Here is a 24,117-nt window from a genome sequence, read left to right as displayed (position 1 = left end):
TACAAAAATATAAATAAAAACCTATTAAATCATGACAGAATTAATACTAGGTATCGGCAAATTATTTACATGGTCTTACAAAATTTTACCTGTCATTGGACATTTTGTTGATTGGTTGTATGTGGCTATTCTTTGTTTATTTCTTTTGTATTGGTGTAAAAGAATTATTGGTTTTACACAGAAAGACCATAAATATGATGGAGATCATTTATAATTTTTGTCTTTAAAAACTAGTATCGTAACCATTTAGAAGCTCTTATGAGATTTTTTTCAATTATCTTGACCTTTTTGGTGATTACGGTTGCCTGTAAGAAAAATAAGGTCAAAGAATCAGAAAAAAAATCTTATCCTGTCACTGAATCCAAAGATCTCCTATCCGCTAATTCCGATACTGTTACCATTACTGCAGTGGGAGATATTATGTTAGGAAGTAACTATCCTTCAGCCTCTTTCTTGCCGGGTGTCAATATATTAGAAGGAATAGTTCCTGTACTTAAAGAAAAAACAGATTTAATCGTCGGTAACTTAGAAGGTACTCTATTTGATTCCGGAGGAAAACCAAAAAAATGTTCCGATCCGAATTTTTGTTTTGTGTTCAGATCTCCATTTGCGTATGGAAACTATTTAAAGGAAGCCGGGTTTGATTTTTTAAGCATAGCAAATAATCACAGTAATGATTTTGGTACTTTTGGAAGAAATGCAACCGAAAAAAATTTAAAGAATTTAGGTATTCAATATGCCGGTGTATTGAATCATTGTGAATATGCTATTAAAGAAAAAAATGGAATACGATATGCTTTTATAGGAGCCGGACACAGTCAGGGCTTAATAAGTTCGGTTCATTACGAAGATATTAAAAGAGTCATTAAAGAAGTACGACCTAAAGCTGATATAGTTATTGTTATGTTTCATGGAGGAGGAGAGGGGGCTTCTTATCAGCATATACCTTTTAAAAATGAATTTTATGCCGGGGAAAATCGAGGCAATGTCGTAGAATTTGCCCATGTTTGCATTGATGCAGGAGCAGATCTTATTTTAGGAAGCGGACCCCATGTTGCCCGGGCCGTTGAGCTCTATAATAATAAATTTATTGCTTACAGTTTAGGTAATTTTGCCACGTATGGAAAGATTACGTTAACTGGACCCAATGGCAATGCTCCTATTTTGAAAATTAAAACAGATACTAAAGGTAATTTTATTTCTTGTCGTGTTATATCCGTCATTCAAAGTAAAGGATCAAAAAAAGGACCTGAAATCGATACTAATCACAAAGCGTATAATTATATTAAATATTTAACCTATACAGACTTTCCTAATAATCATTTTGTTTTCTCTCCATCAGGTGAAATTAAGATTAATAAGCGATAATTTAATTATATTTTTTGCGATATATTATAAGGTACAATCAGCTATCTTATTTGATTATTCTTTAAAAAATATTTTTAATTATTAAATTTTAATAATCAAGGTAATTTTAATACCGGCAAAATTTTTTAATTACATTTATTTATTTGAAAGATAGTGGTTTGCCGGGTTTTATGGACAATGATCTTCATAAAAAACGTAGTCAGATTGAATGTAACAAGTAAAGTTGAATAAGAACGACATATTTATTTTTTTATCTCAACCAATATTTTTATTTTTATACCAGTCTCACTAAGTATACTTTTATGAAGAAAAATTTTATCCTTTTATTATGGGCAATAGCCCATGTAATGCTAGTTGCTCAAATTCCTAATTATTACGATTCTATTGATTTTTCAAAAGACGGAGAGGAATTAAAATCAGATATCTCATCTTTAGTTACAGCTACTCATACTACCTGGTTGTATTACAGCAGCACTAAAAATCCGGATGTTTGGAAGACCTTAAAATTGTCGGATATAGATCCTGAAAATTCGGATCAAAATACTGTTTTATTAATTTATGGCTATAATGACGATCCGCAAGATGTAATGCATAACCGAATAAGAAGTGTTGATTCCTCTTGTCACAAATCTTCTTGTAAAGGACTTTGGACTCGAGAGCATGTTTTTGCCAAATCATTGGCTAATCCCAAATTGGTTACCTCGTCTAGAGGTCCCGGTACTGATGCACATAACTTACGAGCTGTAGATCAACAATATAATATCCGTCGAAGTAATCGCAATTTTGCAGAAGGCACCGGTAATTCCGGTAATGTTTCATCCACAGGATTTTATCCGGGGGATGAATGGAAGGGATCTGTAGCAAGAATTATAATGTATATGCATGTTAGATATCCCGGTCAATGCGAAGCAAAAAATACAGCAGAAAGCACGTATACTTACAGCGTTGAAATGCCCGATTTATATTTGAAGTGGAATGCTGAAAAAGATCCAACCCTTTTTGAAAAACTTAGAAATGAAGTTATTTACAACATTCAAGGAAATAGAAATCCATTTATTGATAACCCTTACATTGCAACTCTCATATGGGGTGGGCCCAGAGCCTTAAATACTTGGGGGTGTTTGTTAATGGATGAAGTAATTAAATCTGAAGAATACAAGGTTTACCCAACCGTTACTTCTGAAAATTTTGTATATGTTAAAGGCCGAGATATTAAAGCAATATATATTTATAACATTTCAGGAAATTTAATAAATTATATTGTAAATTTTGATGATACTCAAATACCGATTCCTAACCAAGTGGGAATCTACTATATTAAGTTAGTAACTAAAAAAGGTGAACAATCTTTTAAAATTATAAAAAAACCTTGATACTAAATTTTAAATAATTTACGATTGATATATTAATAGTAGCTATATTTATTAAAGCCCTAAGAATTCTTTAGGGCTTTTTTCTTTTATGATATTTATTATTATGTTATATAATGTTATATCAGTCTAAAAAAAATCCTTTTACTATTTTAAATATTCATTATTTTATGAGTATATTATATAATTTAATCTATTAAATTTGTTTAATAAAATAAATTTAATAGATTAAAATCATGAAAAAATTTACCTTTAGACTTATTATTTATTCTCTATTGGGTTTACTATTAACCCTACAATCGTGTACAAATGAGGATAGCCTTGATGAATCAGTAGACTCAGATCAAACATTATCTAAATCTTTATCTTGGGGATCTGGCGAATATGAAGATTTAGGTACTTTAGATTACAATACCTTATTAGAAATAAGGGAAAATTTAATCAAATCAAGGATCCATGTTTCTGATTTAAAGATAAATGAACCTTCTAAAACACAAAAATCACCACTCGAAGTTCAAGTATTAAAAGTAAAAACTAAAACCGCTCATCCCAATCGATTAGGAGGAACTATTGATGTGTCAGGAGTATTGTTATTACCGGCAAAAACCATTTTTAATTCCATTTTTAAACACCGCATAATTGTTGCTCCGCCACCCACTTATACTTATAATAAAATGGCGCCATCTAATGTTTTTCAAGGATTTAAGTGGATGGATAACGATTTGCATTTTAATTATTTGGCATTTTGGACCCTTCAAGCATTAAATGGATTTATTGTTTTCTTCCCGGATTATCCCGGATTTGGAGATTCATATAAACAATGTCAACATCCCTATTTAGATTCTAAAGCAATGGTTAATTCAACATTAGATCTTCTAAAATCAGCGCAAAGAACTTTAACTAAAAAAGGATATAGATTTAAAAAAGATTTAATAATCAGCGGATATTCTTTAGGTGGTTTTGTAGCTTCATCTTTAGCTCGGGAGATAGAAACTAACCCTTCACATGGCCAATCCGTTAGCCTATTATTAACAGGAGGAACGCCTTGTAATTTAAAGCAAATTACAGATTTAGTTAGAAGTGCTGAAAAAACCCAGCATCATTTTTTTCTAACATATGGTGTATGGGGATACAAAAAAAATGCATATCCGTATATAAATATCAATGATTTTTTAAAAGAGCCTTATGCTTCTAAATCTCTTTCTTGGTTTGATGGAACTCATTATGAATTAATTGTAAATCTATATTTTTCAAACAGACCAAAGGATATATATACCGAAAAATTTATTAAAAATCTCGATACAGATCCGAGTATTTCATATATGAATGATATTCTTTATGAAAACAGTGTTAAGCCGTGGAAAAATAAATGTAGATTTATTATGACTCACGGAACTTCAGACATTTCTGTCTATTATCAAAATGCATATGATTTTTCAAAACAACAGAATCAATCGGGAGGAAATGTTACCTTTATATCTACTGTAGGTGATCATATTATTGGTATGATTCCTTATTATACCAAAGCTACATTTTATACCTTGCTATACAAATAGCATTTATATATTAATATAAAAAAAACAGGCCTTAAACGAGGCCTGTTTTTTTATAGAGCTTTTTTATAATGCTCCCCTAGTTTCAAATTATAGTTAATTATTAAATGTAACTTAATAGAAAATCTTTTTGAAAATTAAGAATAAAATAAACTTTTTTTGAATAAGCTGTCATATAGGGCTATATAAAATGGATAGGTTAACTATTAACGATAATTGCATTGCATTTTTCTGAATATATAAGGAATGATATTAGTATTTTTAAAAATTCTCTAATTGTAAATAAATGTTTTGTTTTAATAGTAATTAGATATATAAAAAAAATTATGTATATATTTTAGGGAAAAAAATATATCTAATGATATAATTTATAAGATAAAATTTATTATTTTTGTTTATAAAAAAATAAAATATACATAAATCATGAAAAAAAATTTTTCAAGGATTTTAATCGCTTTCATATTGGGAGTGACTTTTACAATCCAATCATGTAATAATGAAGATAGTTTCATTGATACTTCTTCAAGTTCAGTAGAGAACTTGTCTAAAGCTTCTTCAGCTGATGTTCCTGTAAAATCAGAAGTAATAGCTACTTTTGATTCGAGTGCTTTATTAAATTTAAAAAATAAATTACAAAAATATGGGGTAGATGTTTCAAGTTTTCAATTAGATAAATTAAAAGCATCAAATGAACCGACATCTAAAATTATTCCTAGTGTAAAAGTTATAAAAGTTACAACTAAAACAGCGCATCCGAATCGTTTAGGAGGCTTAATAGATGTTTCAGGGGTTTTATTACTTCCTCCAAGAACTGTTATTTCGGATTTAACCAAATATCGTATTATAGTGGCTACTCCACCTACTTATACCAATAATAAAACAGCTCCATCCAATTTATTTAAAGATGTGAATTTACCTGATAATGATTTCTTAGCTTATTGGACTCTTCATGCAAGTAACGGATTTATAGTATTTGTGCCTGATTATCCTGGATTCGGTGAATCTTACAGACAATGTCAGCATCCCTATTTAGATTCAAAATCAATGGTTAATTCAACATTAGATTTATTGAATGCGGCTAAACTTACACTTTCGGGAGAAGGATATAGATATAAAACAGATTTAATCGTTACCGGTTATTCTTTAGGTGGTTTCGTAGCGGCATCCATAGGGCGCAAAATTGAAACTACCCCTTCACTAGGACTTTCTGTAAATTTATTGTTAACCGGAGGTACTCCATGTAATTTAAAACAAATTGCGGATATTGTTAGAAATTCAGAAAAAACTCAACATACTTATTTTTTAACATATGGTTTGTGGGGGTATAAACAAAATGCGTATCCTAATATAAATATTAGAGATTTTCTTAAAGAACCGTATGCTTCAACCTCTTTGTCTTATTTCGACGGAACTCATTGGGATATAGAAGTAAATGCATATTTTTCACAATATCCTAAAGAAATGTATACAGAAAAATTTATCAAAGATCTTGATACAGACCCTTCTTTAGCTTATATGAATGATATTCTTCATGAAAACAGCGTAACCCCTTGGGTAAATAAATGTAGATTTATTATGACGCATGGAGTTTCTGATGTATCTGTATATTATCAAAATGCTTATGATTTCTCTGTACAACAGAAAAAATTTGGAGGTAATGTAACCTTCATTTCTACTGAAGGAGATCACATTATCGCTTTAGTTCCCTATTTAAATAAAGCGACCTTTTATACTGCTCTTTATAAATAGTTTTTTTAAATTAATTGTAAAAAGAGGCAGATTCAATTTAATTGGGTCTGCTTTTTACATATTTATATTTGTTAATTTATATAATTCATAAAAGCCCAAAACTTCCTTTTTTTTAAGTAGTCTAAGTTAAATTCATTGGCATATGCCTCCTTTTCAAAACTGATTTCACTGTAAGCGATAGACGCATTTTTATATTTTACTAGATTTACTATAAATTCAGCGATATAAAAAATAAAGAAAAAGACCCAAAGCATTTCAAGTTGCTGTCTTAGGTGTATTCTTTCGTGATTGATTAATATTTTATTCTTTTTTAAATGTTTATAGCGTATAAAAATAAACGGGAATATAGTAATTCCTTGAAAATCACCATAAAATATATAGGGAAAATATATAACCATTTATTATCTTCTATTTTCTAATTTTTCAACTAAAGAATCGGATATTTCTTTATCAATTTTTCTGCAAAATAAATTATCGGAGTCAATAATCTTATTAAAATCTTCTTCACTTAATACTCTCGGACTATTAATGCAATTAGTCCAATCTATATACCTGAAATTCTTATTAATAATTTTATCTTTCAAATTTGAATTCATCAATAAAACTTGAAAGAAAACCTCGTCTGAACACCAGGTTGTAGTAAAAAAAGTAGTTATTTTTTTGTTTTTTGCAAATTCAAGTGAATAATATACTGCTTCTTTGGATAGATTCCACCATTGACTGCCCCAGTAGGGGGTAAGATTGTGAATCATTTTGATTTTATATTCCTTTCCCGTAATAAATTTATAAGCTAATTTATATGTCGTATGGATTTTTCTTTCAAAAATTCGATTCGCGGGATAATGCCTTCGATCATATCTCCATATATAAGGTTTATATTTATTGTTTTCAGTAATTAACAAGCACTCAATAAAACTAATCTCCTTATATTTTTTAAAAAAATCATCAATATATTGATTGCTTTTTATTGGATAATCTTGACCGGAAATTAGTAGAACATGAGAAAAATCTTCTTGTTCATCCACAATTTGTTGAAGTGAATGTAAAGTTTGATTTACTATGGAATATTCTCCCCAAGTTACATTTACTCTTTTTTTTACTAAAATAGCGCTAGAATCAATTTGTTGTGGATTAATGTCGGATTTTTTATCTAAGTTGACATAGATAACAAAATTATCATAAACTAGTGATTTTATCAATTTATTTAAACATTCAATATTTTTATGAGCGTGGATTAATATTACTATCTTTTTATCGTTCATTCATATTAAATTTTTAATTAATTAAATATAAAAAATAAAATATAAAAATTATATGTTGATTGGTTAAAAAAGTGATTGAATAAATTATTAACAAAATTCGTACCTTTACTTTGTTTTGAAAACAAATTCCATTATACACTCAATTTTTCCGCTTTTAAAAAAGAGTATTTTAAATTCGGAAGTATCCATTTTTTTAGAAGAAAAAAGTATCATAAAACTATCTGTATTAGGTGCGGCAGGATCGTACCTTAACATTTACAGCAGTTATTTATATAATTCTTTGAAAAAAACGGTATTGTTACTCTTTTCCGATAAAGAAGAAGCAGCGTATGCTTTGAATGAAATTGAAGATATATTCGGGAAAGATACAGTTTTGTTTTATCCTACCTCTCATCTAACTCCCTATCAGATTGAGGAAGTCCAAAACGCAAATGTGGTTTTACGAACGGAAGTGATTAACAGCATCACGCAAATGCAAAATCCCAAAATTATTATTACTTATGCTGATGCTTTATCTGAAAAAATAATTACTAAATCTGAATTACATTCGATTAGTTTTAAAATAAAAACAGGTGAAAAGATTGATGCAGATTTCCTTAATGAAACGCTTTTCAGTTTTCATTTTAAACGAACCGATTTTGTAACTCAACCCGGTGAATTTTCTGTAAGAGGAGGGATTGTAGATGTTTTCTCTTATTCTGATGAAAAACCCTATCGTATAGGTCTTTTTGGTAACGAAGTGGAAACTATACGTAAATTTAATATTGACACTCAACTTTCCGAAGAAAAGGTTGATGAATTTATGATTGTTCCCAATATAGATCATTCGCACAGAGAAACTATGAAAGTTTCATTTTTAGATTACCTGCCTTCGGACACTATATTTATAAGTAAAGATTTTTCTTTGACTTTAGCTAATATTGAAAAAAAATTTTCAAAGGCAGAAGAGGTTTATGCTACCTTATCGCAAAATATAAAACGCAGTGAGCCTAAAGAGCTTTATATACAATCCCATGAGCTGATTTCTAAAATAGTTCAGAATTCATTTATTGAATTCTCCTCAATCCCTTATTTTAATGAATTTAAAACAGTACGGCTGGATCAAACAGAGCAACCGAGTTTTCATAAACAATTTGACTTGTTAGGGCAAGATTTGCTTGAAAAAGAAAAATCTCATTATAAGAATTACATTGCGTTTCAATCCGAAAAACAGGAAAGTAGATTACAAGATATTTTTTCAGAAATTGAAAAAGAAGTGCCTTTTATAGGTTTTCATGCTAATTTAAGTAAAGGATTTATAGATCATAATTCTAAATTTCTTATCTATACGGATCATCAAATTTTCGAAAGATATCACCGATATAATTTACGAAATTCATTTTCTAAGTCAGAATCCTTAACACTCAAAGAGTTAACAGACTTGAAAGTAGGAGATTATGTAACCCATATTGATCACGGGATCGGTAAATTCATGGGATTGGTCAAGATTAAAAATGATGATAAGTTACAAGAGACCATCAAGCTGGTATATAAAAATAATGATATTTTATATGTAAATATCCATTCCTTGCATAAAATCTCAAAATTTTCAGGAAAAGAAGGAGCAGAAGTAACTCTTAACCAATTGGGATCGGCAGCGTGGAAAAATCTTAAGAATAAGGCAAAAAGAAAAGTTAAGGAAGTTGCTTTTGACCTTATAAAACTTTATGCCGACAGGAAAACTAAGAAAGGATTTTCTTTTTCACCCGACGGATATTTACAAAATGAACTGGAAGCCTCTTTTATGTATGAAGATACTCCGGATCAAGAAAAAGCTACCCAAGACGTTAAAAGCGACATGGAAAAACCTATTGCTATGGATAGGCTTATTTGTGGGGATGTAGGATTTGGTAAAACGGAAATTGCCATAAGGGCAGCTTTTAAAGCGGCTATCGATGGAAAACAGAGCGCTATTATGGTTCCGACCACCATATTGGCTTTGCAACACTATAAAACTTTTATGTCCAGACTAAAAGATTTTCCTGTACGTATTGAATATTTAAATCGATTTAAAACTGCCGGACAAAAAAAAGAAATAATCAAATCTCTTGCCGAAGGAAAAATTGATATTATTATAGGGACTCATCAACTTATCGGTAAGGATATCGTTTTTAAAGATTTAGGCTTATTAATTATTGACGAAGAGCATAAATTTGGAGTATCCGTAAAAGATAAATTAAAGACATTAAAAACAACGGTAGATACGTTAACGTTAACCGCCACTCCAATCCCCAGAACTTTACAATTTTCTTTAATGGCGGCTCGAGATATGTCTGTTATTAAGACTCCGCCTCCCAATAGGCAGCCCGTTCAGACTCAACTTATTGGTTTTAATGAAGAACAAATCCGGGATGCCATTATTTATGAATTAAACAGAGAAGGACAAGTATTATTTATCAATAATAGAATTGAAAATTTGGATGTACTCGCAGGGATGATTAAACGCTTGGTGCCTATGGCCCGAGTGGCTATTGGACATGGCCAAATGGAGGGGAAGAAACTTGAGAAAATTATGATTGACTTTATGGAGGGGAATTACGATGTCTTAATTTCAACAACAATTATTGAATCCGGTTTAGATGTTCCAAATGCAAATACTATTTTTATTAATGATGCTCAAAGATTCGGTTTAGCAGATTTACATCAAATGAGGGGGCGGGTAGGAAGATCCAATCGAAAAGCTTTTTGTTATCTCATCACTCCGCCTTTGGACGTTATCACATCCGAAGCCAGAAAGCGTTTACAAGCAATAGAACAATTTTCAGATCTGGGTTCCGGGTTTAATATAGCCATGAAAGATTTAGAGATACGAGGAGCCGGTGATTTGTTAGGTGCTGAGCAAAGCGGTTTTTTTGCAGAAATCGGATTTGAGGCTTACCAACAAATTTTAAATGAAGCTATAGAAGAATTAAAAGAAGATGAATTTTCAGATTTGTTTATTGAAGAAAACGAAAAGAAGGAATTTATTACAGACGTACAAATTGATACCGATTTTGAATTATTAATACCCGATCAATATGTAAACAAAGTAGAAGAACGATTTTCACTTTATCAAAAATTATCTGAAATTACTAATGAAGAGGAACTTAGTAATTTTAAAAACGAGCTTATAGATCGTTTTGGGAAATTACCTGATCAAACTCAAGATTTATTAAAGAGTATTAAGTTAAAATGGATTTCCAAATATATTGGATTTGAAAAATTATTAATTAAAAATAATGTTTTATTGGCCTATTTTCCAATTAATGCTCAATCTAAATATTATCAATCAGATATTTTTAAGAAAGTTCTGGAATATTTACAAAATAATCCTTCTGATGCTTCATTAAAACAAAAAAACGTACACGATAATTTACAACTTTATTTTAAAAAAGACAAGATACTGAAAATAGACGATGTATTGTATTTTTTGGAAAGAATTAATACATTTATTGATCAATAAATGGGAATCATATAAAAAAATGTATCTTAGCATTTATTATTCATTATTGATTTAAACGTAATATATGAGTCAATCGCGCACATTAAGTATTTTTGATAAACTCATAACCTTATTGTTATTTGTGGCAACCCTCCCTTTGTTATATCTTTCTTTTTATGATGAACCTTCGGCGGATGATTATAATTATGCTATAAAATTAGGTAAAGATACTTTTTGGGGTATAGAATATTATGAATATATGCATTGGGGAAGCAGGTATACCGCAACAGCAGTTTTAATTACAAACCCTATCCATTGGGGGAGTTTTTTGGGATATAAAATTATTTCATTTTTAATGATAGTTTTATTTATTTTTGGTTCCTATTTTATGTTTTATCAGCTGGTAAAAGATAAAATTTTATCGATTACACTCGCCTCTACACTATCATTTATATATATATTTCAATTACCCGAAATAAATTCAGCCTTTTATTGGCTTTCCGGTTCTGCTACCTATCATTTGGGCAACATCTTATTTATATTTTATATAGGAATTTGTACTAAAAGTATCAAGAAATTAAAATTACGCAATGTATTACTCTATTTATTGATATTTCTTATTATAGGCTGTAATGAAATATCCATGATATATTTGCTGATCCTTAATTTCTTATTGTTTGCTTACAACTTCTTTAAAACCAGAAAATTATTCAATATATATTTTTATCTATTACTTTGGACTGTCCTGTTAACGATTTTTATACTAATCGCACCAGGAAATTCCGTGCGTTCCCATTCTGTTCATAACCCTTATTCCTTTTCGGAAATTATTTTAAAATCTCTAAGAAAAACAATTATCATAATTATTAGATATTCAATACTTTCATTTTTAATTATATTTATGGCATTCTACAGCATTAGAAATCCATTACAAAAAATGAAATTACCCTTACTTACACTTCCTTATTGTTTTTATATACTTTTATTTATACTTATCATATTTATAGGAAGCTTTCCAAGTATATATACTTTAGGGAGTAATCCACCTTTACGAACAGTTAACGTCATCTTTTTGAGCGTTTTGATAATTTTAATGATTTTATGTTGTAAATTAATTAGAGAACCTTTTATCAGTAAAGTTTATGTGCCAAAGTTTTTAGTAAATATTTCTTTGCTAATTTTAATTTTAGGTTATACTTTTGCTGTTAGAGATCGTGAAATTTATAATTTAACCAATAATATTTATTATTCATACGATGATATCATTAATGGTAAAGCTCAAAAATATAAAGAGGAAGTTCAAAAAAGATACAAAATTATTCAAAGATCTAAAGAAGATACAATATTTTTATCTCCAATACAAACAAAACCACGAACTATATATCATACAGATTTAAGCCCTGATCCCAAGCATTTTTATAATGCATCTATGGCTGAATATTTTAATAAAAAAGCGATCATAATTAAATAATTAATATATAATAGTATAAATCATGAAAACTAATTGTGTAGTTGTTCCTTGTTATAATGAAGAATTCAGGTTGCCTGTCAAAGAATTTGAAAAAAGTTTAGCAGAAGAAAATAATCTTTCTTTCTGTTTTGTAAATGATGGCAGTTCGGATCAAACATTAAAAATATTAAATGAATTGTATCAAAAATTTCCTGATAAAGTTTTGGTTGTGGATAAAAAGCAAAATGCAGGGAAAGCAGCAGCAATTTTTACCGGGATCAATGAAGCTTTTACGTGGAAAAATTTTGATATTTTAGGATATTTAGATGCCGATTTGGCTACTTCTGTTGAAGAATATAGTCGTATATGTTCATACATGAACGAAAATATTATTTTTGTATTCGGATCAAGAGTCAGGAGAATTGGTTCGAAAATAAAAAGAAAATTGCATCGTCATTTAATTGGAAGAATTTTTGCTACCTTATCCAGTACCATGTTAGATTTACCTGTTTATGATACTCAATGTGGAGCCAAAGCATTCTCTCAAGAAATAGCTAAAAAGATTTTTGCTGATCCGTTTATATCTAATTGGAGTTTTGATATTGAAATTTTCTTTAAATTCATGAATATAGTTGGTAAAGAAAATGTTGAAAAAAGAGCAAAAGAAATTCCTTTAGAAGCCTGGAGAGATGTGGGAGATTCCAAAGTTAAATTTTCTTATTCGTTAAAACTTCCTTTTGAACTTTTAAGAATAAAAAAATACTATAAGAAAAAATACTGATTTTTTCTTATAGTAGTACGACAAAAATCGAAATTTTATGAATAAATACCTGATAGTAGGCTTAGGGAATATAGGAGAAAAATATAGCAATACACGGCATAATATAGGTTTTTTACTGGTTGATAGATTAGTTAAAAAATTTGGAGGTAGTTTTAAAGCACAAAATTTCGGTCAAGTTTGTGAAACTTCATATAAAGGGCGAAAAACTTTTATATTAAAGCCCGATACTTATATGAATTTAAGCGGTAATTCAGTTAATTATTGGGTTACTAAAGAAAAAATTAAGCTCGAGAATTGTTTAATTATTTGTGATGATTTAAGCCTACCATTTGGAACTATTCGTATAAAATCCAAAGGAAGCAGTGCGGGTCATAATGGATTGAAAAGTATCGAAGAAAAGTTACAAACGCAACAATACCCGCGATTTCGTTTTGGAATCGGTAATAACTATGTAAAAGGTAAACAAATTGAATATGTTTTAGGGGAGTGGAACGAAGAAGAAAAAAAGGTTCTTAATGAAAGAATCGATATTAGTACAGATGCAATACTATCCTTTATTTTTTCAGGTTTAAATAATGCTATGAATCACTATAACGGAAAATAAAAAATCCTTATAAAAGTATTTAGTACTAAAAATAAAAATTTTTAAAATTTAAATACAATTAATACTAAAATCCACTACTAATTTTTAAGCAAATATTTATTAAAAAATATTAATAAACTTATCGAAAAAGTATAATTAATTTTTTTCTAAAGATAAAATAGGGTATTTATCAAGAGTTTCAAATATGTAATGTTTATCGCTTTTCAATACAGAAATAAATTTCTGTAAAGAATCAGCATATTGCGGTTTATCAAACATTCTGTCATGAACTAGAATTACTATGGAATTAGGACTATGTGTTCTACCGTTTTTCAAAGTATTTTTAACTTTTTTTATCATTTCAGTAGCACTTTCAACCGGAATGTTACTATGAACAAATCTCCATTCCAAATCCCAACCATATACAGAATAACCTATAGAATCGAGTTTTTTGGCAACATTGAAGGCAGAAGATTCGCCTTTAATCTGATGATTAACCGCCCAAGTATTTCTGCCGGGAAGTCGAGCTATTTTATGTTTTAGATTTAATTTACCTTCAGCCCGTAAAAAATCCTGTAAAGCACTTTTAGCATTCTTATAAAATAAACTATATTTATTATTTGCATGGGTATCACTATGATTGCAAACGATAAATAATGGATTATTGTTTAAGGAATCCACTAACTGTTCTCTTACTATTCCCGTATTATGAACACCTATCATGAAAAAAGTAGCTCTAACATTGTTCTTTTCCAAAATACTTTTACAATTATGCGTGCCCGGTAACTGAGGACCATCATCTAAGGATAGATAAATATAGAATTTATCTGAGGAATCTTTTACAATTCCTTTATGATTATGTCTTGTTTCGGTAAATTTATCTTGATCTTTATTTTTCTTAGCGACACTGTCTGATTTATAAGAATGTTTATTTTTTTGGTGAACAGGTTTAATTAAAGAATCTTTTTTACCGTGATGTATAGTAGTATCTTTTTTTGAATTATTATGATGTGTGCCGGTTGTGTCTGAAATAGAAGTTACATTAGTAACATTTTTTTCAGGTAAAGCATTTATTTTTTTGCTATCTTCTTTCTTACAACTTAGTAAACTAATAAGTAATATGACGGTAAAACAATATAATTTCATATATGAATAGCTAAAATTTTTTAAAAAATTTTAAAAAATAATTTTGTCATAAATCATGCCATTTTATTTTATAAAATATATTATAACTTTTTTATTATAAAATGGTTACATTTTTATGGTAACTTTATTTTTATTTGAAAAATACAGAAATATGATATCATTATTTTTTATGTAATGAATAATTTTTTTTTAAATGTTTTTTAATAAAAAATCCTAAATGATAAAGATACAATTATTTAATAGATTTTAATAATTTAACTTTTTAAATAATAGTATAATTTAAACAAAACGAATACTACTATACTTTGCTTTAAGAAATGTTAAAAAAATACAACTATTATTAAAGTGAATTACTCATAAAATCAGTACTATAAAGATTAAATTATAATTCGTAAGAAATAAATCATAGGTAAATTCAATTATTTTTTGATTAACATATTTGAAATTTATTTAAAAAGGATAATATAAAATCTGTTGTTAAAAATAGTGTTTACTTAATAAAGTTTACACAAAAATAATATTTTTGTTGATTTTAAATTAACCCCTTTTGTAACTTTGTCATTGTGCGTAAGATAATTCATATAGATATGGATGCATTCTATGCTTCAATCGAGCAAAGAGATCATGAGGAATTTAGAGGAAAACCTTTGGCCGTTGGATTTGCAGGAGAAAGAGGAGTAGTTGCTGCAGCCAGTTATGAAGCCAGAAAATTTGGCGTTCGTTCAGCAATGTCCTCCAAACAGGCAATTCAACAATGTCCCGGCCTGATTTTTACTTCCGCCCGTTTTGAAATTTATCGTTCTGTTTCAAAACAAATTAGAGACATTTTTTTTCAATATACGGATTTAGTAGAACCCTTATCGTTAGATGAAGCATTTTTAGATGTAACCCATAATCTTAAAAATATGGAATTTGCCAGGGATATTGCAAAAGAAATCAAAAATAAAATTTTTAAAGAAACCGGATTGACAGCTTCAGCAGGTGTATCCTTCAATAAATTCCTTGCAAAAATAGCTTCAGATTATAATAAGCCCGATGGCTTATTTATTATTACTCCTCAAAAAGCAGAAAAATTTGTAGAAAACCTTAAAATTGAAGATTTTTTCGGAATAGGAAAAAAAACTGCGGAAAAAATGCATCAAATAGGAATTAATACCGGTTTAGATTTGAAAAAAAAATCTGAAGATGATCTTATAAAGCTATTTGGTAAACACGGGAGTTTATACTATTTAAATGCGAGAGCAATCGATAATCGAGAAGTTAATCCCAATAGGATACGAAAGTCAGTAGGTTCAGAAAATACATTTATGGAAGATACAAATTCTTTACCTCGATTGTATGCGGAATTAGAAACTATCTGTAGAGATGTAATCCATAGAATGAATAAAAATTCTTTTAAAGGCCGTACCGTTATTTTAAAGATAAAATTCTCTGATTTTAAAATAATTTCGCGAAGTAAAACAATAACGAGTTTTATAACGGATTTTCCTCAACTCTATAAAATTGCTCTGGAATTACTCTATTCACTTGACTTGGATAAGAAAATTAGATTGATAGGGGTAAGCATTAAAAATTCGGAGTCGGATTTAGGAAATGATATTCCTAAAAATTTTCAATTAAAAATTCCTTTTAAAGAATTTAATATTTTTAAATAAAAATAAATATTTATATCAGTGAATGATTTTATTCTACAATTACTTTTTAACTTAAAATTAAGTTAAAACATATATATAATTATTGTTAAATTTCAAAAAAACATGGTTAATTTTTATTAACCATGTTTTTTTAACTAACTAATAAATCCTCTAAATAATTTTTATATATAAATTAGAGATATAAAAAAGATATAAATAAATCAATTTGCTTAAACATTATATTTTTATCTATTTAATTATGAAATCAGTAGCAAATATATGTTTAGTAATTTTAAAAATTTTAAGGATATCCGTAATTCAAAAAAATCTTTTTAAATAATGCCCAATTCAATTGTTAAGCTTAATAATTGTTTAGTATCTTTTGCATTAAAAGATGCTCTAAGTAAAGCGAGCCTTTTTTCAATCGAACTTTCACTATTAGGCACTATTTGATTTTCTTTTAAATTCTGTTCAACCTCTTTCTGGGTATATCCTTGAGAAAGTAATTTTAATAAATTGATATCATATTCCGTTAATTCATATAAATTGTTTTGAGTTGTTTTATAGTTATCATTAGAGATATAAGATTCATTTTGGAATACCGACACTATTGCTTTTTGCAATTCTTTTGCGTCATTTCTTCCCTTAGTCACATATCCGTTTATTTTATATCTATCGAACATAGATTTAATTTTATGAAATCTATTTTCAATCGAAAAAACTATAATTTTAAGTTCAGGTTGTTCATTTTTAATGGTAAGTATTAAATCTTCACCCCCTTCCAATTTTTGTTCTCTATAATCAGAAGCAAAAGATAAATCAGTTATTAACAAATCGTAGGGATCATGATCTATAATTGCTCTTTTGATTTTAAGCAAAGCGTCATCGCAATAAAAAGCTTGGTCAATAATAGGAATTTTTAATTCTTCAACAGTTTTTTTAATGCCAATGTTATAACTGTCAAAATCTTCTGTAATAAGTATTTTTTTAAACATTAATATAAATTAGATTGAGTAAATAATTTTTATTGAGTAACCTGTCAATTTTCCTTTATCAATAAAGTAACACCCTTGTGTAGGATCCAATCTATCTTTTATGTTCTTTAAGTCTTTAAAATTTCCACCATTAGAACCAGCTAAGCCAACGCCATTGTCTGAATATTCTATAGAAATGGTTGAATATTCTTTTTTAAATTTTAACGTAACAATATCAGCTTTACTGTGTTTTTTCATATTAGTCATTAATTCTTTAAGTATATAATATATATCTTCCTTTTTATTGTTTGAAATATTTTTCCAAATATGGGGTTCGTTGCCAATCAGAATAATGCGAGTATTTTTAGCTCCATATGGTTTTATCAAATTTCGTAAAGTAATAGAAAACTCTTCTTTCAAATCAATTTTAAATTCTTCATCATGAGAAATATCTCTTGATTTATGATATAAAAGCTCTAATTCATCAATTATTTTTGTTGGTTTTGCATCTGAATTATTTTCTAGTTGAACCATCAAAAAGTAAATGCCATTAGCAACCTCATCGTGAATTTTTTTTGAATATTTTAATTTGGTTCGATGAACTTCCTCAATTTTTTCTTGTCTAAATTTAGCCTTTCTTCTTTGATACCAGAATATTAATAATATTAAAATTAAAATGGTAAGACATATAACAGAACCAAACATCACTTTTTGCTTTAAAAGTAAATAGTTTTTCTGGGCATTATCTGCCTTTAATAAAGCGTTTTCTTCTTTGTTTCTCTCAACTTCATAACGAATTAAAGCAAATTGATTTTTTGCTTTAATTCGTTTCAAATTTATTTCATCATTTAATCTAATATAGGAATTAAAATAATTTTTTTCACGTGTAGAAGGAGTATCTAAAAGAATAATTTTTTGCATCGCTGCTAGTTGATCATCTATATTTCCTAATTTTGAGGCAATATCATACATTTTAATTGCATGGAAAATAGCTTTTTTAAAGCTTATTTTTTCATAGTATTCCGATAAATGATAATGATTGGCAATTTGCCCAATGGAATCAGAAGCCTTTTCCCTCATTTTTAGGGCTTGATATAAAATTTTATCTGCCTTATAGTTTGGATTATATAACCATTTTGCATAAGCTAAGTTATCAGTTATTCGTGCTTTTTGAATAGGAAGATTATTTAAAAAAGGATCGTTGCTTAATTTGGTTAAAATTTTAATGGCATTGTCATAATTTCCGGCTTTAATATTAACTACAGCACCATTATTTTTTATGTTAATAACAGATATCTTGTTAGTTGAAAATTTTAAAGCCAAATTATAATAAATTATTGCTTGATCATAATCTTTTTGTTCTGTTTTAGATATGGCTAAACAATTATATACAGCAGATAAGGAAGCATTATGTTGAGATTTTTTAATATATCGTAATGCTTCAACAGCGGTCTCTTCACTTCCTATGTAATCTCCTTCATTTGCTTGGATGATGGCCATGTCGATTAAACTTTTACCGATAAAGACATTATTATTATCAAGTAAATAGGCTTCTTTTGCATGATTAAAATAATAAAATGCACTATCACTTTTATTTTTATTTAAATAATAATGACCCATTTGAAAATATATGTTGGCCAAAGATTTATTATTTTTTTCTTTTATTAGCTTAAAAATCTCTTTATGAGTTAATTGTATTGTTTCATTAGAATAGTCGATTATTGAAGAAGGGAGTGCTTTTGTTGGATTAATTAATTCATTGGATTTCTTTTTTCGTGTAATTAAATCCTTGCACGAAGATAAATTTAGCAATATAATAAAGATATAGGATAAAAATATGATAAAAGTTTTCATTATTCCCTAAATATAAAAATATAAACTTATAATATTGAAACTTATTATACGTGAAAAATATATATTTGTTAAGTAATTTATAGATAATTATAAAAAAAGACAAGGAATATACATATTCCTTGCCGTATAAAATTGTAAATTATTGATAAAATTAAACGTCTTATATAATTTGTAATTTTATCATTTTTTTATTATGAATTTAATATTATCTCACAGGATTTTGAGCAGTTTCCCCACTAATATCCATTCTTCTTACTGGATTCTGAGCAGTTTCACCGCTGATATCCATTCTTCTTACAGGATTTTGGGCGGTTTCACCGCTAATATCCATTCTTCTCACAGGATTTTGAGCAGTTTCACCGCTAATGTCCATTCTTCTTACAGGATTTTGGGCAGTTTCACCGCTGATGTCCATATCTACTAAATAATTTCCAATTTCCTTGTTTTCGGAATTATTTTCCTCTTTTTGTGTCTGACTGTTTAATGTATTTTCAGCAGATAGAGATTTTTGCATAGGTATATCACTATAATCGTCGTTGCATGATACCATGAATAAGCTTAAAGATAAACTTACTATGGATGCTGTTATTTTTTTCATGTTTATTTAATTTTTATTTGTTAAAAATTTGAGATAAAATTTTTAGATTACTAACTAATTTTAACTATTTTCTAGCATTTAAAATACTATTATGTATTAGGGAAGCAAGAAATATTAAGTGCAGTAATTAACAGGCTTCCCAAATCTATTAAAACACTACAACTTCTTTATTTCTTATTAGAATACATTTAGTATATTTGCTATAAAATATATTAAAAAATTTTAAATACAAAGTAACTGATAATATAAAGTAAAATAAAGACATACTAAAGACTTTTTTAAGACTTTTTCCAAATTTTGCTTCATTTGTTACTACTTGCAATAAGGAATTTACTAACTATTAGAATTAAGATATGGGGAATAAGGATGTAATTAAGAAGATCATTTATGAGGCTTTTAATAAAGCTAAAAATGAATCATTACTTGTGTTAAAAACACCTCTTTCAAAACATATTTCCTCTAAGATTGAGAAAGAATATAAGACATGTATTAGTGAAAAGACATTTATAAGATATTACGATAAATATATTGGAGGAAGAGAAAAAGCTACAGGAGAACCTAATAGGCATATATTAGATTTCTTATGTAAATATATTGGCTATGAAAACTTTGTTGACTTTTATAATAAAGAGAAAAAATTGCCTGTAAAAAAGCAGATTATTTAAGATATAGGTAACTGATTAGTTTTTGTTAAATAAATTTAGCATTTTTTAAATTAATGCTAATTAAATAATAGTTCTTTCTTTTTTTATTAAGTAAAAGTATGTGCTGAGGTTTCTAATAGTTTTAATAACTTTGTAGTATGCCTGATATAATACACTTACTTCCGGATAATGTATCCAATCAGATAGCGGCAGGAGAAGTAGTACAAAGACCTTCTTCTGTAGTAAAAGAACTTTTAGAAAATGCTATCGATGCGAAAGCAACGCAAATTCAACTTATCATAAAAGAAGCGGGTCGAAATCTAATTCAGGTAGTTGATAATGGGGTGGGAATGAGCGTAACTGATGCAAGAATGTCATTTGAAAGACATGCAACCTCAAAAATAACAACTACAGAAGATATATTTCATATTCATACCAAAGGCTTTAGAGGAGAAGCATTAGCCTCCATAGCAGCAGTCTCTCAAGTTGAATTAAAAACTCGTAAAGAGGAAGATGAATTGGGTACTCATATTATTATTGAAGGGGGAGACATCATTTCTCAACTTCCCGTAAATACAGCAGTTGGATCCACATTTTTAATTAAAAATTTATTTTTTAATGTGCCGGCAAGAAGAAAATTTCTAAAATCCAATTCCGTTGAATTTAGGCATATTTTAGACGAATTCCATAGAGTTGCTTTAGCACATGAAGATATACAGTTCCAATTATTTAATAATGACGAAGAAATGTTCAGGCTTCGTTCAGGAAGTTTGTTGCAAAGAATTTCAGAAATCTTCGGCAGGAAAATTCAACATCAATTAATCCCAATTGCAGAACAATTAGATTGGATAAAATTAAATGGATTTATAGGAAAACCGGAAGGTGCTAAAAAAGCACGAGGTGAACAATTTTTTTTCGTTAATCAAAGGTTTTTTAGATCGACCTATTTAAATAAAGCGGTACAGGATGCTTTTGAAGGATTGATCCCGCCACGGTTTTTGCCTTCATTTTTTCTTTATATACAGATTGATCCGGAAAGAATAGATGTTAATATTCATCCGACTAAGACAGAAATTAAATTTGAAGACGAGGCGTCAATATATGCATTATTAAGAACAGCCATAAAAAAATCCCTTGGGGTTTATAATGTTGTACCAAGCTTAGATTTTGATCAAAATCCTGATTGGAGTTTTTCCTTAAATAAAAAAGATATTCCCGTTGTTGAACCTAAAATAAATATTAATTCATCCTATAATCCGTTTGATACTAAACCCGGTAAACCATCACGTGCCGAAAAAGTCAATTTGAACGAATTATATGCATCTTCCAGACAAGAAATTTTAACTTCTGAAATGTTTGATAATCCTAGTGAAACTATTACCGAATCGTCACTATTACGATTATCCAATGGGAGATGGATTACTGAAAAAGATTCCAATGTATGGATTTTAGATCCCTATAGAATACATCAGACAGTTTTATATGAAAATCATATGAAAAACTCTAAAGGGAATGTCTTAAGTCAACAATTATTGTTTCCCATAGAAAGACCGGTATATGATCTTGAAAAAGAGAAATTAGATTCAATTAAAACCGCATTATTTGCAGAGGGTTTGGATATGGAAATTGAAGAAGATTTACTGACGATAACAGCAATACCATCGGATGTTATGCAAGAAAAAATAATTGAATTAATTGACTATTTATTAAGTGAATTATCTGAACATTCCGAAGAAGAATTTTCTATATTTTTTAGTAAAACCATTTCAAAAGTTTCTGCCAGAAAAAGAAATGAATTTATACAACCTTCTCATTTCTTACCTATTTGGGAGAATTTCATAACTTTAGGATGTCCTAAATTTAATCCTTTTGGAAAAAGAAATTATGAAATATTGCCCATGCCAAATTTCGATTAATAACCATCATTTAGAACAATTAATTTTTTAAAATAATGAATAGAACCATACCAGCGGTAACTAAAAATCTTTTACTATTAAACACTCTGTTTTTTATAGCAACATATATATTATCTACTCGCGGGATAGATCTCACGGTTCTTTTTGGAGCATATTTCCCTTTATCCCCCAATTTTCATTGGTATCAAATAATTTCTCATATGTTTATGCATGGAGGATTTACACATTTTTTCTTCAACATGTTTTCTCTGTGGATGTTTGGATCTGCTGTAGAACAGTCTTTAGGAGCTAAAAAATATTTGATCTTGTATTTCGTTTGTGGGTTAGGAGCTTTTGCTTTATTTAATTTAGTTAATTACTTTGAATTCAAGCAAGTGTATGATTCTTTAGTATCTGCCAATGTTCCTTTAAACGAAGTTGGCAAATACGCAAAATTAAGTTATGAAATATCAAATAATAATGTGGAACAAAAAGCATATGCATGGTTGAATACTTTGCCTCAAGGGACTAATCAATACATTGCAAGCAAGCTATATGTAGATTTAGTCACCCCAATGGTGGGAGCAAGTGGAGCCATTTATGGGATTTTAGTAGCCTTTGGAGTGATGTTTCCTAATTCCGTATTAATGTTAATCTTTCCACCGATCCCAATGAAGGCTAAATATTTTATTCCGATTATGGTTTTATTAGAATTATATTTAGGAATTCAACAATCGCAAGGAGATAATGTAGCACATTTCGCTCATTTAGGAGGAGCCGTTTTTGGATATTTTTTGACTCGTCATTGGCTAAAAAACAGATATCGTTGGAATTAAATCAATTGTATGGACAAAAAGATGATAAATATATGGGATTATTATAAAAATGGAACAGAAGGAGTTAAACTTATTTTCATCTCTGTGTTGTTTTCATTTTTTTATTGGATTTTAAACTTTTTATTAATTAAAACGTTTGATTTTTCAATAACTTCATATGTTTTGGTTTCTGTAAATAATTTTTTTCCATTTATTTGGACTATTATAACCTTTCCATTTATATATATTAATCTTTGGGATTTATTAATTGCCGCAATGATTATTTATTTCATGGAAAAAATTTTCAGAATATATTTTAGCGGATCAAGTTTTTTAAAATTTTTCATTTATGGCAATTTAATCGGTTGTATAGCTTTTTTACTTACAAATGTAGTTGCCGATCAGGAATATACCCTTTTAGAAGGTGGAATGTTGGGTGTTTATAGTTGCTTATTTGCAATAATTTCATACAATCCAAAAATGCAAATATCCCTATTTCCCATACCCTATCAACTACCTCTTTATGTCGTTGGAATAGTGTTTGTGCTTTTTGATGTTGTTAATTTGCTCAACTATAATGAACTTATCGGAGTATTTATAGCAAGAATAGCAGCTGCAAGTTTTGGATTTTTTTATATGAAGTCTTTCCAAAAAGGAAATGATTTTCTAGTATTTCCTATTCCCAATTTTAAGAAGATTGTCAGCCATGTCGGAGCTTATTTTAAAAAACTAGATAAACCTAAATTTAAAATTGAAAAAAGCGATAAAAAGCAATATACATCGCATCACTCCAGACCTTTATCGGATGAAGAATTTAATTATAACAAAGTAAAGAAACAAAAACAGATCGATACTATATTGGATAAAATTTCAAAAAGCGGATATGATAGTTTGACGAAACAGGAAAAAGAATTTTTATTTAATTCTTCCAAATGAAATAGTTAAGAATATGATGTTTATAAAAAAGAGCAAATTAAATTA

The 24,117-nt window shown here is 28.5% G+C and carries 20 protein-coding genes; 14 read left to right on the top strand and 6 right to left on the bottom strand.

The window, feature by feature from the left end; all coding sequences use genetic code 11:
* Nucleotides 1-31: 31 nt before the first annotated feature.
* From GFV01_RS08990 to GFV01_RS08970, 5 genes are all read left to right on the top strand, one after another.
* Nucleotides 32-214 (top strand): hypothetical protein, encoded by a 183-nt coding sequence (locus GFV01_RS08990; protein ID WP_160557414.1) that lies wholly within the window; start codon nt 32-34, stop codon nt 212-214.
* Nucleotides 215-258: 44 nt separating this feature from the next.
* Nucleotides 259-1,368 (top strand): CapA family protein, encoded by a 1,110-nt coding sequence (locus GFV01_RS08985; protein WP_160566691.1) that lies wholly within the window; start codon nt 259-261, stop codon nt 1,366-1,368.
* A gap of 302 nt (nt 1,369-1,670) precedes the next feature.
* On the top strand, nt 1,671-2,741 hold the full coding sequence (locus tag GFV01_RS08980; protein WP_160566688.1) for an endonuclease: 1,071 nt from the start codon (nt 1,671-1,673) through the stop codon (nt 2,739-2,741).
* Between the two features lie 233 nt (nt 2,742-2,974).
* The gene (locus GFV01_RS08975) at nt 2,975-4,294 is read left to right on the top strand and encodes an alpha/beta hydrolase (protein ID WP_160566685.1); all 1,320 of its coding nucleotides are present in this window, start codon (nt 2,975-2,977) and stop codon (nt 4,292-4,294) included.
* Between the two features lie 420 nt (nt 4,295-4,714).
* A complete protein-coding gene (locus GFV01_RS08970) occupies nt 4,715-6,040 on the top strand; it encodes a S9 family peptidase (RefSeq protein ID WP_160566682.1) in 1,326 nt (441 codons plus the stop codon).
* A 71-nt stretch (nt 6,041-6,111) separates the two neighbouring features.
* Here GFV01_RS08970 and GFV01_RS10210 read toward each other — a convergent pair whose 3' ends face one another.
* The gene (locus tag GFV01_RS10210; RefSeq protein WP_255448971.1) at nt 6,112-6,438 is read right to left on the bottom strand and encodes a hypothetical protein; all 327 of its coding nucleotides are present in this window, start codon (nt 6,436-6,438) and stop codon (nt 6,112-6,114) included.
* Between the two features lie 3 nt (nt 6,439-6,441).
* A complete protein-coding gene (locus GFV01_RS08965; RefSeq protein WP_160566679.1) occupies nt 6,442-7,302 on the bottom strand; it encodes a beta-1,6-N-acetylglucosaminyltransferase in 861 nt (286 codons plus the stop codon).
* Between the two features lie 115 nt (nt 7,303-7,417).
* Between GFV01_RS08965 and mfd the strand changes: the two genes are divergently transcribed.
* The 4 genes from mfd (at nt 7,418) to pth (ending at nt 13,597) form a co-directional block, all read left to right on the top strand.
* A complete protein-coding gene (gene mfd / locus GFV01_RS08960; protein WP_160566676.1) occupies nt 7,418-10,783 on the top strand; it encodes a transcription-repair coupling factor in 3,366 nt (1,121 codons plus the stop codon).
* 64 nt (nt 10,784-10,847) lie between these two features.
* Nucleotides 10,848-12,233, top strand: coding sequence for a DUF6056 family protein (locus GFV01_RS08955; protein ID WP_160566673.1), 1,386 nt, complete (start codon nt 10,848-10,850; stop codon nt 12,231-12,233).
* Between the two features lie 22 nt (nt 12,234-12,255).
* On the top strand, nt 12,256-12,993 hold the full coding sequence (locus GFV01_RS08950) for a glycosyltransferase (protein ID WP_160566670.1): 738 nt from the start codon (nt 12,256-12,258) through the stop codon (nt 12,991-12,993).
* 37 nt (nt 12,994-13,030) lie between these two features.
* Nucleotides 13,031-13,597, top strand: a complete 567-nt coding sequence (gene pth / locus GFV01_RS08945) for an aminoacyl-tRNA hydrolase (protein ID WP_160566667.1) — start codon at nt 13,031-13,033, stop codon at nt 13,595-13,597.
* 135 nt (nt 13,598-13,732) lie between these two features.
* Here pth and GFV01_RS08940 read toward each other — a convergent pair whose 3' ends face one another.
* Nucleotides 13,733-14,722, bottom strand: a complete 990-nt coding sequence (locus tag GFV01_RS08940; RefSeq protein ID WP_160566664.1) for a polysaccharide deacetylase family protein — start codon at nt 14,720-14,722, stop codon at nt 13,733-13,735.
* A 563-nt stretch (nt 14,723-15,285) separates the two neighbouring features.
* On the opposite strand from GFV01_RS08940, the gene dinB reads away from it, so the two are divergent.
* Nucleotides 15,286-16,377, top strand: a complete 1,092-nt coding sequence (gene dinB, locus GFV01_RS08935; protein WP_160557404.1) for a DNA polymerase IV — start codon at nt 15,286-15,288, stop codon at nt 16,375-16,377.
* A gap of 311 nt (nt 16,378-16,688) precedes the next feature.
* On the opposite strand, the gene GFV01_RS08930 is transcribed toward dinB, so the two are convergent.
* The 3 genes from GFV01_RS08930 to GFV01_RS08920 form a co-directional block, all read right to left on the bottom strand.
* Complete coding sequence (locus tag GFV01_RS08930) at nt 16,689-17,351, bottom strand: response regulator transcription factor (RefSeq protein WP_160557403.1); 663 nt, start codon at nt 17,349-17,351, stop codon at nt 16,689-16,691.
* Between the two features lie 9 nt (nt 17,352-17,360).
* Nucleotides 17,361-19,184 (bottom strand): hypothetical protein, encoded by a 1,824-nt coding sequence (locus GFV01_RS08925; protein WP_160566661.1) that lies wholly within the window; start codon nt 19,182-19,184, stop codon nt 17,361-17,363.
* Nucleotides 19,185-19,389: 205 nt separating this feature from the next.
* Nucleotides 19,390-19,782, bottom strand: coding sequence for a hypothetical protein (locus GFV01_RS08920; RefSeq protein ID WP_160566658.1), 393 nt, complete (start codon nt 19,780-19,782; stop codon nt 19,390-19,392).
* A gap of 353 nt (nt 19,783-20,135) precedes the next feature.
* Between GFV01_RS08920 and GFV01_RS08915 the strand changes: the two genes are divergently transcribed.
* The 4 genes from GFV01_RS08915 to GFV01_RS08900 all read left to right on the top strand — a co-directional run bounded on the left by GFV01_RS08915 (nt 20,136) and on the right by GFV01_RS08900 (nt 24,072).
* The gene (locus GFV01_RS08915) at nt 20,136-20,447 is read left to right on the top strand and encodes a hypothetical protein (protein ID WP_160557400.1); all 312 of its coding nucleotides are present in this window, start codon (nt 20,136-20,138) and stop codon (nt 20,445-20,447) included.
* 137 nt (nt 20,448-20,584) lie between these two features.
* Nucleotides 20,585-22,342, top strand: a complete 1,758-nt coding sequence (gene mutL, locus GFV01_RS08910) for a DNA mismatch repair endonuclease MutL (RefSeq protein WP_160566655.1) — start codon at nt 20,585-20,587, stop codon at nt 22,340-22,342.
* 35 nt (nt 22,343-22,377) lie between these two features.
* The gene (locus GFV01_RS08905) at nt 22,378-23,157 is read left to right on the top strand and encodes a rhomboid family intramembrane serine protease (protein ID WP_160542676.1); all 780 of its coding nucleotides are present in this window, start codon (nt 22,378-22,380) and stop codon (nt 23,155-23,157) included.
* 9 nt (nt 23,158-23,166) lie between these two features.
* Entirely contained in the window at nt 23,167-24,072 is a 906-nt protein-coding gene (locus GFV01_RS08900) for a DUF6576 domain-containing protein (protein WP_160566652.1), read from the top strand.
* The last annotated feature ends 45 nt before the right edge of the window (nt 24,073-24,117 follow it).

It is taken from the genome of Apibacter sp. B2912 (assembly GCF_009827835.1).
Taxonomy (GTDB): domain Bacteria; phylum Bacteroidota; class Bacteroidia; order Flavobacteriales; family Weeksellaceae; genus Apibacter.
The sequence above is the reverse complement of the archived record's forward strand: the minus strand, read 5'-3'. Positions and strand labels throughout refer to the sequence as shown.